We start from the raw sequence: 14,075 nt of genomic DNA on the forward strand, positions 1-14,075 counted from the left end.
AAAATCAATTTTTGAGTTTTACAAATTCAAAAAATTAAATTATAACGTTGAGTTATGCTGTAAATTATAATTTTTATAATTTACACTTGAAAATTGACAGAATTTGGATAGATTAGATTCTTAATTTAACTTTTTATTGTGCTACAATCGTTTTTAGCTTTTCTTGGAGGACAACCTGGTGAGGAAAAGCCCATGTTGCTGTTGCTTGCAAAGGGTTTTTGTATGGGGGTATTCCTTGCTTCCTATCAAATTGGTTCCGAAACTTTGTTTCTCACAACAGTAGGTAAAGAGTATCTTGATAACGCTTTTTTCACAGCTGGTTTTCTAGGAATTTTTTCTACTTACATCTACGTTCAGTTACAGCGGCGAATTAATTTTTCCAGTCTGGTTGTAACAAATGCCTTCATAACCTTCGCCATTCTGGTTGGACTCATTTGGTTTTTTCTATACACGGATTATGGAATCATAGGTTCGGAATTTCCAATACTTCCATTTGTTTTATTTGTATTAATAGGGCCTATTTCATCCATTACCTTGTTGGGTTTCTGGGGTGTATTCGGTAGAGTCTTTGATTTAAAGCAATCCAAAAGAATTATAGGAGGGATAGATACCGGGCAACTTACAGCAACCATGGTGGCTTTTTTCTCTATTCCTGCAATGACCGAGTTGGGGTTTATTGATAAGACAAATGATCTATTGTTCATTTCTGCCGGAGCTGCTTTTGGAATTTTATTTTTTACCATCTGGATAGTTAAAGATTTTAATATTGACAGTGCCACACGACTAAGAAAAACTGATAAAGTAAAGCCTGTTAAGTTTATTGACTTAATTAAAAATCGCTACTTAAGATTACTTTCTTTGTTTTTGATTTTTTCAATGGGTTCTGCGGTTTTTACTGATTATGTATTTCTTTCGGCTACTGAAACGATGTATCCTGTTGAGGATGAACTGAGAAACTTCCTTTCTTTCTTCAATGGAACTATTATGGTGGTTAGTTTCCTGATTCAGAGTTTTGTCAATGACATTATTATTGGAAAATACGGGCTAAAAGTATCCTTAATGGTAATGCCATTTGTACTGGCTATATTCACTTTAGGAGCAATTGTATCCGGGCATATTTTTGTGTATGATATTAAAACAGAAGAGTATTTGTTTTTCTTTATTTTCACGGGGATGGGTAAGCTGTTCACCGCTTCTCTTAAAGATGCACTGGAAAATCCGGCTTTCAAATTATTCTTTTTGCCTTTCGATTTAAAAATACGGTTTGATATTCAGTCCAAGATAGAAGGTGTAGTCAATGAAATAGCTGTGCTAATTGCAGGTGCTATGCAAATAGGGTTAGGATTGTTGGCTTTCTTTAAACTAATCCATTACACCTATTTTATCATGGCTCTCGCATTTGCCATTATTTATTATGCAGGTAAATTATTTTCCGAATATAAGAATGCACTTAAATCAACTCTTAAGGATCAGAAATCCAAACTCAAAGGAGAGGGTACCAGAAATGAGCACAATACGATCAATGTAATTAAGTCCGAACTTAGAGATAGAGATCCTGATAAGGTGTTGAATGCATTGAAACTCCTGGAAAGGATGGAGCCGATAATGTTGGATTTTTCTTTGCTTGATTTTATAAGATCCGAACATAAAGAGCTACGAATATATGCTTATAAAAGATTAGGTCAGTTAAGGAGTTTCAATACCCTTGAAATTTTGGAGCGGGAGGTAAGAAAGGAGAAAGATTCGGATGTTAAGAAAATTGCTGCTCAGGCAATAGAAGTGCTACATGAGATAGACGATTTTAAATTGACAGAAACCGGAATAAAAAAGCTGGTTAGGTCAACAGATATCAAGAATAGAATTTATGCAACAAAGGCTCTTGTAAAACTAGAAGAGGATAAATATGTCCCCTTTTTAGCTGAACTAATGAGGGATATTAATCCTCATGTAAGGAAATCTGCTATGGTAAGTGCCGGAAAACTAAAACGCCCTGAGTTTTGGTCTATTCTGATAGAAAACCTTCATTTGCCCACTTACAGTAATTCAGCTGATTCTGCTTTAATAGCTTCAGGTGAATCTGTTTTCCCTAATCTCGATTCGTCTTTCTACAAAACTGGTCAGCAATTAGATACAATGATCAGAATTATACAAATATTTGGTAAAGTTGGGGGTAAACCTGCGAGTGACTTATTGTGGAAAAAAATTGATTTTCCGGACAAACAGATAGTTTCCGAGATATTGCTATCATTGAGCTATATCGGATTTGAGGCAGGAGATTTTCAGGGTGCCAGGATTAAGATAGCAATAGAGAATGATATTGGTGATATTGCCTGGAACATTAAGGCCTTGATGGATATTCCCAACGATGATTTTATTGATAAAATGATCATTGAAGCCATCAAAGAAGAAAACAAAAAGAACTTTGACAATATTTTCATGTTGTTGTCTATGATTTATGATGCTCAAAGTATCAGGTTGGTAAAAGACAATATCCTTGTAGGAACGACGGACAGTGTCTCTTTTGCAATAGAAATGCTGGATATTTTTGTTGATGAAGACCTTAAACCTAAGTTGTTTTCTGTGCTTGATGATGTGAGGGATGTGGATAAATTAATTAAACTGAATGATTTTTACCCCCCGGAAGATTTTGAATCTTATGAAGATTTACTCCTTCAAATCATTAACAGAGATTATAACCATATTAATATTTGGACCAAAGGGCTTGCTTTGTATAAGCTGACATTGATGAGAGGTGTTAAGGTGAAGGATGATATCATAGCCAACTTGTTTAATCCCAATCCTTTCATGCTTCAAACTGCAGCAGCAGTTATGTATAGACTGGATAAGGATGCATATCATTATCATACAAGGAGGTTGAGGACATCTGTTAAAAAGGAATTGGATAAGGCTATTGTGCCACCGGTATTCAAATCCAAAGAAGAAAAGTTTCATCAAAAGATTTTGGTTGTGGAACGGGCTATTCTTTTGAAACAGCTTGAGGCATTTCAAAAGATACCTGGTGTGATGTTAGTAGAACTAGCATTATGTTTAGACGAGATTCAGGTTGCTAAGGGGATAACGATAGTTGAAAAAGGAGATAGTGGTAACTCTCCTGTTTATATAGTTTTGAGTGGACGATTAAGGGTTCACGATGGAGACAAAACAGTAGATACTATAAAAGAAAGAGGAATAATCGGACATAAATTGATTGTAAGCACAGACGTAAATCCATATTCTATTACCGCAGATACAGACACCATTTTGTTGGTATTAGATAAAGACCAACTGTATGACAAAGTATCTAAGCATATAGAAATGGTAGATGGTATTTTGTCTATTGTCAATGAAAGAGAAGTAAAAGAAGAAATAGAATCAATTTTTTAAATTCATATTTCGCTGTGCATTTTAAATGTTTTTTTTAATGAGTTTTGAAAACGAAATATTACTGGCCTATCATTCTGCGGATGACGAACCCATATCCGGGAGTAACAAAGGGTGGGTGTCAAATTTTAATAGGTTTTTGAGTACATTGTTGGAGCAAATATCAGGTCAACCTCCTAAAATTAGATTGGTAACAGAGTCTGAAACCAATATGCAGTTGTATTCGGATGCCACAGTGTTGATTACTTTATTTTCGAAAAACTTCCTTAAAAACGAAATCCTGATTCAGGGTATTCATGAATTTGCTAAGAACTCTCAAAAACAGGAAGGCCTTGTGATAGACGGTCTTTCCAGACTATTCAAAGTGATCAAATTTCCATTTGAGATAGATGATTTATTACCGGAATACTCCAATATACTGACCTATGATTTTTATCAAATTGATCCATTAACTGGTGAACCGCAAGAGTTTCGACGGTTTTTTGGAAACGATGCTGAGCGTAGCTACTGGATGAAGTTGGTAGATATGGCGTATGATATTTATCAAATACAAAATAAGGTAATAGAAGAAGCGAAGACAATAGATGAGGTACAATCTGATAAGAACAAAACCATTTACCTTGCGAATTCAGGGGTAGATATGATCATACAAAGGGATATTGTAAAAAGAGAATTGCTGCGGCACGGATACAAAGTGTTGCCCAATCATTCTTTGCCCAAAGAAGTACATGCTTTAGAGTCTGCTGTTAAGGATGATTTGGCAAAATGCTGTTTGTCCATTCATCTGATTGGAGAAGACTATGGATATAAGCCCAAAGGATCCGATTTGTCTGTAGTTGACCTTCAAAATCAAATTGCAGCACAACATACCAGAGATATACTGGCTTATAACGAAAAATCAGATGCACAGGAAAAATTCAGCCGGTTGATTTGGCTTTCTCCGGATCTGAAAAATGTTAGTGAGAGGCAAAAAATATTTATTGAGGATTTAAAAAGTGATGCTGCCTCACTAGATGAAGCCGAAGTATTACAAATCCAGTTGCAAGAACTGAAATCTATCATTCGGGAGGAACTGGTGACTGGTGGAAGATTTAAAACCAAAGAGGTGAAGTTGGCAGAGGATGAAGTTACAATAAACGGAGAGGTGGTATATGTGATTTTTGATAAGATAGATAGAGAAAAAACCAAACCAATAATAGATTATCTTCAGGGAAAAGGCCTTCATGTGGTAACCTCTCTTTATGAAGGGGATTTGATTGATCTCAGGTATTTACATCAGGAAAACCTGAGGAGATGCGATGCTTCTTTGATTTACTTTGGGGATTCATCGAAAGAATGGATAAAAACAAAATTACAAGATATACTGAAGGCACCTGGTTTTGGAAGGGTAAAGCCTATGAAAGCTTCAGCAGTGTATTTAGAGAATAAATCAACATTTGATCAAAATAATTTAAGGAATAATGATGTAATGATTCTTGGTGAAGGAGAATTTGAACCGCAATCCATAGAACCATTTCTCACTAAACTGGAAATACAATGAGCGAAAAAGAAATCAAATCAAAAAAACAACAGGGTGCGGTCAGCATATCGGAGCTTGTTGATCCATTTCCGGGGCTGAGGCCTTTCGGAATTGAAGAGAGTCATTTGTTTTTTGGAAGAGAAGGGCAGAGTGATGAGGTTTTGATGAAACTTGCCGAGAACAAATTTGTAGCTATACTTGGAGCTTCAGGTAGCGGTAAGTCATCTTTGATGTATTGCGGGTTAATTCCTACTTTGTATGGAGGGTTTATGGCAGAAGCTGGTTCGGACTGGAGAATTGTAGTCACACGACCCGGTGGCGGCCCTATCGACAATCTGGCCGAGTCATTATTAATTAAAGATGAAGCTTATCATAACCTGGATGATGAAGACCAACTTATAAGAAAAACCATTACCTCTACAGTTTTACGAAGTAGCTCATTGGGACTAATTGAGGTAATTAAGCAATTGAAAGCATCTGATCGACAAAATGTGCTGATTTTGGTCGATCAGTTTGAAGAATTATTTAGATATAAAAAACTGGAGACACTTTCTTCTGATCTGGACGAATCTTCGGCATTTGTCAACCTTTTGCTGGAAGCTGTTCATCAATACGATGCTCCGGTATATGTAGCACTCACCATGCGTTCAGATTTTATAGGAGATTGTGCTAGTTTTCCTGATCTGACTCAGATGATCAATGACAGTCACTATTTGATTCCGCAAATGACAAGGGATCAGAAGAGATTGGCTATCGAAGGGCCGGTTGCTGTAGGTGGTGGCAAAATCGCACCAAGGCTTACACAGCAGTTGCTTAACGACATTGGAGACAACCCTGATCAATTGCCGATTGTACAGCATGCTTTGATGAGGACATGGGCTTTTTGGAAAGAAAACAGAAAAGAAGATGAACCCATGGATCTTAGGCATTACAATGCCATAGGTACATTAAGAGAAGCACTTTCTCAGCATGCCAATGAAGCTTACGATTCACTTTCCAAACGTGAACAGGAGATTTGTGAAGTTATGTTCAAGGCTTTGACTGAAAGGGGAACGGAATCTTCCGGTATCAGGCGGCCAACAAAACTAGCTACTATAGCAGCGATAGCCGGAGTAAATGAGGAAGAAGTAACCAGGGTAATTGATAAATTTCGTGAGCCCGGCAGAACATTGTTGATGCCTCCTCATGGGGTTAGACTAGATTCTGAAACGGTAATAGATATTTCTCACGAAAGTTTGATGAGAATCTGGACGAGATTGAAGTCCTGGCTGGATGAAGAATCTCGATCTGCTGAGATGTACCTGAAACTGGCAGAGTCAGCGGAAAGATTCCAACTGGGAAGGGCAGGACTATGGAAAATGCCGGATTTGCAACTGGCACTCAACTGGCAGGAGGAAAATCGACCCACTTTGGTTTGGGGACAAAGATATGAGCCTGCTTATGAGAGAACTCTTGTTTTTCTGGAGACCAGTAAAAAAGCCTACGAGACAGAACAAAAAAACAAAGAACTTTTACAAAAAAGACAATTAAAACGATCAAGAATAGCAGCACTATTTCTGGCAGCTGCTGCTTTGATTTCTATTTTCTTTGTAGTGATGGCTCAAATTCAGAGGGCGGAGGCTGAAAAACAGACTGATGCTGCTTTGGTGGCTCAACAAGAAGCACAAGCAAATGCAGATAGAGCAGATGCAGAAGCAAAAAGAGCAGAAAGGTTAGCTGCTGATGCAGAAAAGGAAAAAAATAATGCTTTGGCTGCTCAAAAAGAAGCTGAGGCTCAAAGGGAATTAGCCTTTGCTGCTCAAAAGGAAGCGCAAGCTGCTCAAAGACAAGCTCAGGCCAATGCTGATGAAGCTGAAGTACAAAGAGCCGCTGCTGAAAGGCAAACTGAACTTGCTAACGCAGCTAAAGCGGAGGCACAAGTAAATTTAGAAGCCGCAGAAAAAGCAAAAGCTGATGCAGACCGTTTACGTTACCAAGCTATTGCTCAATCTATGGCTATTAAATCTCAAAAGATAAAAGATAGACCAGAGCAGCAGGGAGCGATAGCCAGGCAAGGATTTTTGTTTTATGATAAATATGGAGACAAAGAATACAATGGAGATGTATATGCCGGAGTATATTATGCTCTTAGGGAGTTGACAAAAGACACGACTAAAGTAGGAGAGGCGCAATACCATAGAAATCACTATGCGGGACATTCTGGTTCTGTGCGTTCTGTGGTATATTCTAAAGATGGAAAAAGACTATATTCTGCCGGGTCAGATGGAAAGATTCTTCTATGGAATATGGAAAATGATGCCCGTACTTATACAGTATTGGATTCTACCAGTGTGGTCAACCGTGTGGTAGGTATTAGCAATGATGAAAGGTGGTTGGCACTAGGCAGTGATAACTATGAAGTTTTTATCTATGACCTGAAATCAAAAGATGCCAAACCTAAAAAGGTGTCCGGGCATGCCGGAGCAGTATTCGATTTAGCATTTATGCCGGATAATAGTGGGTTTATATACACTTCAGGTGATGGAGTGATCAGGAAAAGTGATTTTATAGCCAGTACTCCTATTGCTCAGGTTTCTTCTCGTGTAAAATCATTGACGATCAGTCCTGATGGAAGTATTTTAGCCGGGGGAAATGAAGAAGGTCATGTTGTTATCTGGGATTTGAACAACAACAATGAGGAACGCCAATTGTACAGGACTGAAAAAGTTCCAGTTAGTGCGATTAGTTTCAGCAATGACGGTAAATTGTTGGTATTTGGTGACGAAACCGGAGTTCTTACCATTTGGGATTTGGATGCAAAAAGGGTGTTGAAAAAAATATCAGGGCATGAATCGGATATCACTGATTTGGAATTCAATGCAGACAATAGTTTGTTGGCTTCTACCAGTAGAGATGGTACTGCCCGACTTTGGATTATGGAAAATCTGAATGATTTACCAATAGAATTGGACGATCATGGAAAAGGAATTGAAAGTGAGGGATGGGTATGGTCAGTGAGCTTTAGTCCTGATGGTAAGTCGTTGGTGACAGGTGCAGGAGATTCCAATATTAGAATCTGGCCAGTGAAACCAGATGGAATGGCTGACGAGATTTGTAATTATATCAGTGAAAACATGATGAAATCTATCTGGGTGGCTTATGTGGCAGAGGATATAGAATATCAATATACCTGTGAAGGAAAGCCTATCAGGGAAGAACAAAGTATTGAATAACCAATGAATTGCTTTATGTTGAATAAAAGATTACTATTATTTTTATGTATTTTGTTCTGTGTGGTTTTTCATTCCAGGGCACAGTTTAACCTTAAGAAGCAATCGACTGTTTCCGAAGGAATAAACTATTCTCTCTTGTTGAATCAGGCTGAAGATGATTTCGAAAAAGGTAATTTGTCAAGAATACCGGGAAATCTGGAGAAAGGGTTTGTTAAAAATGGTTTCTCAAAAGAAGAGGTTATTAGGGCCCGCCGTTTGCTGACCATGGTGTATCTGTTTTCTGACAATGAGCCAGCCGCTGAAGAAGAATTGATTCTGTTGCTGAAAGCAGATCCGGAGCACCCTATTAACCCTTTAACAGATCCGGCAGAATTTCAATATTTATATCAAAAATTCCGTACCAAACCGATATTCAGAGTAGCACTTAATTTTGGGTTTAATCAGTCAAGAGTAAACGTTATGGATTTGTTTGCTACTACCAATACCAACAATTCTGATGAAGTTTTTACTCCTAAAATAGGTTTACAATATGGATTGTCTATAGAACGGGAGTTTGGCTTTAAAGGGTTAGAAGTTTCTTTAGGAGCACTCTACACAGGAAAAAAATATGCACTGAGTGATGTTATAATTACTGAGGATATAGGGCTAGACACAGAGAATGCTTTTTCTACTATGGAGCAGGTGGATGCTGCAATTTATTTGGATATTCCATTGTACTTGCGATACAATATAAATATATCAGGTTCAAAATTTGTTCCATTCGTATATTTGGGAGCAGAAGCCAATATTTTATTTTCTGCTTCAAGAACAGATGGTTCCCGGACAGGAGCACAATCAATCACGGCATCCACACAAGATTTGAAGGCATCAGAAGAGAGGAACAAACAAAGCTATTCTTTGATTGGGGGAGTGGGGTTTAAGTACAAATTGAAAACGAATTTTTTTAAGTTTGAAGCCAAATATTCAAATGGGCAAACCAATTTGGTAAATCCGGAGAATAGGTATTCAAATCAGACTACAGTATTCAGGTTAGCACACGTTGACAACAATCAATCTATCGATTTGATTTCAGTTAATTTTGGATATGTGATGTCTATCTACAATCCCAAAAAGCTGAAAAAGTATAGAAATTAAAAATCAAGCATTTTATAATGATTCGAAAATATAAACAGTATTTGTTAATAGGTTTAATCTTTTTTGCAGCTTGTAGCCCAACGGATGATTCCAGTCCGCTACCGGAAGATTTTTTCGTTAAATTTTATGGAAACAACAGCGTAGAAGCTGGTTATGATGTGCTTGTTACTGATACAGGTTATTTGGTTTTTGGCTCTACAAATAGCCCTGAATTGAACCTTAGTGACGGTGAAGACAGTGATTTTTATCTTGTGTTCACCGACTCACAGGGTAACTCTACAAGTGAAGTGGTATTCGGAACAGATGCTGAAGATATTCCTTCCAGAATTAAACCTACAAGTGATGGAGGTTATATAGTGGTTGGTACAACTACAGCAGCAGATTCAGAGCATACTGATATTATAGTGTATAAGCTGGATGCTAATGGAGCTGTATCTGGCGGATGGCCCGTTACCTATGGCTTTGTTAAAACAACACCTTTCGAAGGACAGAATGCGGAAGATTCCAATGAAGAGGGCTATGATATTGTGGAAACTGAGGATGGTGATTATGTTGTTTTAGGAACAACCAACAATGTAAACACTGACAAGGACAATCCTAACCCTACGTTAGACAAGCAGGATATCTATTTGTTCAAAATATCTTCTACTGAAGTTGACCACCCAATTATCTGGGAGAGGGTAACTGGTTTTGATAATGGTAACGATCAGGGAAGGTCTTTGATCGTTACAAATACCGGATTAGCTATAATGGGTCAAACCAATGTGGATAAGGATGGAGCAGGTACAGGTACAAATATTTTATTCTTAACAACTGATGAGGAAGGATTGGATAGCCAATTTAAAGTGTTTGGTACTGGTGATGGTACCAATGAGACTGGATCTAAAATGAAAAAAACCAGTGATGGTGGGGTTATCATTGTAGGAACTGCTTCTACCGGATCAATCAACAGTTCCATTCTAATGAAAGTAACAGCAAATCGTACATTGACATTTTTTGAGACCTTGAGTATTAGAGAATTGGATGCAGGTGGAAATAGAAATGACAATGCTATAATCAATAATTTTGGCTATGATGTGGTAGAACTTTCGACTGGTGGCTATTTGGTAGTAGGAAAAAGAACTGGTGGAACTTTGGAGGGTGATCCTAGTGGAGATGACATATATATTATTAAAACAGATTCATTCGGAAAAATCAAAGAGGGAACATCCGAAGATTTAAAAGAAGGACTTTTTGAGAAAAAATACGGTGGATCAGGTAATGATCAGGCCAATGCAGTGGTAGAGTTACCAAGTGGAAAATTATTGATTGCAGGTACCAATGATTTTGGAGGTACCAACTCCACTATGATGATGTTAATGAAAGTAAACCGAAACGGTGAGCTTTTAAGGTAATAGTAATATTCTAATATTAATTTTTATTATTTGAATATTCAGTAGAAAATATTTACATTAGAAATCGAATGTAAAGCTGAAAATACGATTTATTCAATGAGTGCAACAGATTCTAATAAAAATTCAATTGTTGCTTGTTGTTTAGAAGGTCATTTAGTTTTTACAGTAAAAAAAGATAATAAATAGTGCAATTGTCAAATTGCACTATTTGAATAATATTAAATAAGCGCTATGATAAATAAGTACTTTGCTAACCTTCATGTGAAAATATTTGCAGGTCTAATAATGAGTCTTACATTAGCTTCATTTTCGGTTTTTGCTGCATCTCCGACCAATACTGTGCCTGGTACCATATCAGCAAGTAAGAATAAACCTCTCAGGATCACGAATGGACTGAGTGTTGACGATGCTGATGTAGATGCTCTGACTGTCACACTTACAGTTACTAGTGGGGGGCAGTTGTTTTTAGGTACTACTGGTGGGTTGACAGTGAATGATGCCGATGGAACTGATGGTAGTGTTCAAATTTTTGGTGATCTGACAAGTTTGAACAATGCTTTGGCAGACCTTACCTTTATAAATGAAACAACTGCTACTTCAAGCACATTCATAATTCAATCAAACGATGGGGGAGGGAATGTAACTAGTAATTTTACTATCAACTTAAATGAGGATAATTCCCTGGCCTTTGCAGGGGATAACGATTTAATGAGTATTCCAAATGGTGGGGCTTTTTTCAGTGGTGGTACTTTTACCTATGAAGCCTGGATTTTGATAGTAGATGACGGAAGCCCCCAGTGGGGAATTTTTGAATTTAGTAATGCTACTTCTAATGTGATCTATATAAACGATTCTGGCCAGGTGATAGCTGAGGATACTAATGGTGGACTTAGTGGGCGGATAGCATCTAATGTTGGCACATTTCCTATTGATGGCAATTGGCATCACCTGGCGATAGTGGACGATGGCACCAATCCGGAGGTCATATATGTAGATGGTGCGGCCGTAGGTATTGCCCTTGATAATTTTACTAATTTTAATACTGCAGCAGGAACAAGCAACATACTGGTTGGGGACAGGGCTTCTATCTCAGGTTTTGAATTTTTTGGTCAAATAGATGAATTGAGAGTTTGGTCAATCGGTCGCAGCGCTTCTGATGTGTTAAATAATAAAGACAATTCTTTGGTTGGAAACGAGCCAGGCCTGGAGGCTTACTACAGATTGGATCAGGGCACAGCAGGTGGTTCTAATGGAGGGGAAACCACTGCTACAAACAATGATGATTCAGGAAGCTCTTTTAATGCTGGGTTAACCGGGTTTACACTTTCTGGCACAACATCCAACTGGATGTATGGGCAAAACTTTTTTTCTGCTGTAAATACAGATCCTGCTACCGACATACTGTCGTTAAGTGCCACTCTCGGTGGGACCATTACCGATCAGGGTGGTGATGTAATAACTGAACGGGGGGTAGTTTACGCCAAAACTTCGGACAATGCCCTTCCTGTCATTGGAGGTGTCAATGTAACAAAAGAACCGGAGGGAGCTGTTGGTACAGGTGCTTTTTCAGAGAATATTACAGGGTTCACACTATCCACCAACTATACATTTAGAGCCTACTCCATGAATGTGGGGGGTACCACGTATGGAAATACCCAGACTTTCACAACCCAGTCTTTTACCGCACCAACTATAACAACAACATCACCAGTTACAGGCCGTACCAGTGTTTCGGCTATTGTAGCAGGTAATATTTCTTCAGATGGAGGACAACCAATTACAGAAAGAGGGTTTGTATATGCTGTAACCACACTTGATTCAGATCCTTTGATTGGGAATCCTAATACCATCCAGATTGTTAGCCCCATGACTGGAACCGGTGTTTTTTCAGAATCTTTAAGTGCATTGACACCTGCGGAAAATTATTCATACAAAGCCTATGCGACCAATTCTCAAGGTACGAGCTATGGTAGTGTTGAACAGTTTACTCTTGCCGATTCGCCGACTTTTTTACCAGGAGATTTGGCTTTTACCATGACCAACGGAGACGCATCCAGTGCTTTCACTGTTGTTGCATTGAAAACTATTCCTTCAGGTACTGTAATACATTTCACAGATAAGGGGTATGATAAAGATATTCAGGATTTTTTTACAGCTGAAGGAATAGTTTCATTTACCGCTGGTACTACGATTTTTACAGGAGATCAAATTTTAATCGACCCCAATGGAGCAGGTACAGCGACATTAAAAAGTGGAGGATCAGCAGGTTCAATTATTGAATATGGTACTTTCTTGATCGATCCTTCAGGTGATAATATTTTTGCTTTTCAGGGATTGGTAAATAGCAATACAGATTATGCTATTGGAGGATTTATTACAGGTCTATTGGCAGATTTTTCTTCAGCAAACATGGATGGCTCAACCTCCTGGACACTTGTTGCCGATGATGCCAACGAATCGGAGTTGCCCGCTTCGTTAACGAATGCGGATAACGCTATTTCATTGTTTCCAGCGAGCAACAGCACCTCTCAGTTTCACAGATACAATTATAGTACTGTAATCGGGTTGGCTCATGAAGTAAGGCTGGAAATAAATAACCTGACAAACTGGAATAGAAACCAGGCATCAGCCGCTGATATGACTACCTTAGGTACCTTCAACATCAACTCTCCACCAATAATCACTTTGGATAATGGCCCTATAAGCTACACAGAGAATGCCGTTGCGGTGCAAATTTCTACTGGAGCAACAGTTGTTGATAATGAAGGAAATTTTGATACCGGAACTTTAACTGCTCAAATAACTGCAAATGCTAAACCAGATGATAGACTTCAAATAGCCGAAATCGGTAATATAACATTGTCCGGTTCAGATGTTCTTGTTTCTAGTGTTATAAAAGGAACAGCTTCAGCTACTTCAGTGACAGGAAACAATATCCTGACCATTACTTTTAATGCTTCAGCTACTGTATCTGATATTCAGGAAATAGTCAGGGTCATTTCATTTGACAATACTGCTGAAGACCCTACAGCTCTTACAAGGACTGTAACTTTCACCCTGACTGATGCTGGCGCAGGTTCTGACCTTGAAGTTATTGATGTTGAGGTTATTGAGATTAATGATGAACCGACATTAGCTTCAACCGGATCAAACCCTACTTTTACTGAAGGAGGTACAGCTGTTGGTTTATATACAGGCACTTCAGCTTCTACTATAGAATCGGGACAGGTAGTAACTGGTTTTGAGATTACGCTCACCAATGTAGCGGATGGTTCGACACCAGGTCAGGATGAAGTATTGAATGCAGATGGCTCAGTTATTACTTTAGAAAACACTAATAGTGGGACTTCCGCAACAAACACACTTGGATATAGTGTAAGTTTATCAGGAGGTACAGCTACTGTAACTTTTACTGGTGGTTCGATGAGTGAGTTG

Annotated in this window: 6 protein-coding genes; all 6 read left to right on the forward strand. The window is 38.3% G+C overall.

From position 1 onward, the window contains the following. The first annotated feature begins 138 nt into the window (after positions 1-138). Positions 139-3,384: a HEAT repeat domain-containing protein gene (locus AAOP42_RS07185; protein WP_349527800.1), complete on the forward strand. Its 3,246-nt coding sequence runs from the start codon at positions 139-141 to the stop codon at positions 3,382-3,384. Positions 3,385-3,421: 37 nt separating this feature from the next. Further along, positions 3,422-4,921: a hypothetical protein gene (locus AAOP42_RS07190; protein WP_349527801.1), complete on the forward strand. Its 1,500-nt coding sequence runs from the start codon at positions 3,422-3,424 to the stop codon at positions 4,919-4,921. Then, the gene (locus tag AAOP42_RS07195; protein ID WP_349527802.1) at positions 4,918-8,112 is read left to right on the forward strand and encodes an nSTAND1 domain-containing NTPase; all 3,195 of its coding nucleotides are present in this window, start codon (positions 4,918-4,920) and stop codon (positions 8,110-8,112) included. Before AAOP42_RS07190 ends, AAOP42_RS07195 begins: the two co-directional genes overlap by 4 nt. 15 nt (positions 8,113-8,127) lie before the next feature. Further along, a complete protein-coding gene (locus AAOP42_RS07200; protein WP_349527803.1) occupies positions 8,128-9,246 on the forward strand; it encodes a porin family protein in 1,119 nt (372 codons plus the stop codon). A 17-nt stretch (positions 9,247-9,263) separates the two neighbouring features. Continuing rightward, positions 9,264-10,640 (forward strand): hypothetical protein, encoded by a 1,377-nt coding sequence (locus AAOP42_RS07205; protein WP_349527804.1) that lies wholly within the window; start codon positions 9,264-9,266, stop codon positions 10,638-10,640. Between the two features lie 231 nt (positions 10,641-10,871). Then, positions 10,872-14,075, forward strand: a 3,204-nt coding sequence (locus AAOP42_RS07210; protein WP_349527805.1) for a beta strand repeat-containing protein, incomplete at its 3' end; no start/stop codon positions are given.

The organism is Reichenbachiella sp. MALMAid0571 (genome assembly GCF_040151475.1).
GTDB lineage: Bacteria > Bacteroidota > Bacteroidia > Cytophagales > Cyclobacteriaceae > CAXBNB01.

Coding starts and splice junctions, on each gene's coding strand:
- AAOP42_RS07195 (WP_349527802.1), top strand. CDS start 4,918: ATGAGCGAAAAAGAAATCAAATCAAAAAAACAACAGGGTGCGGTCAGC.
- AAOP42_RS07200 (WP_349527803.1), top strand. CDS start 8,128: ATGTTGAATAAAAGATTACTATTATTTTTATGTATTTTGTTCTGTGTG.
- AAOP42_RS07205 (WP_349527804.1), top strand. CDS start 9,264: ATGATTCGAAAATATAAACAGTATTTGTTAATAGGTTTAATCTTTTTT.
- AAOP42_RS07190 (WP_349527801.1), top strand. CDS start 3,422: ATGAGTTTTGAAAACGAAATATTACTGGCCTATCATTCTGCGGATGAC.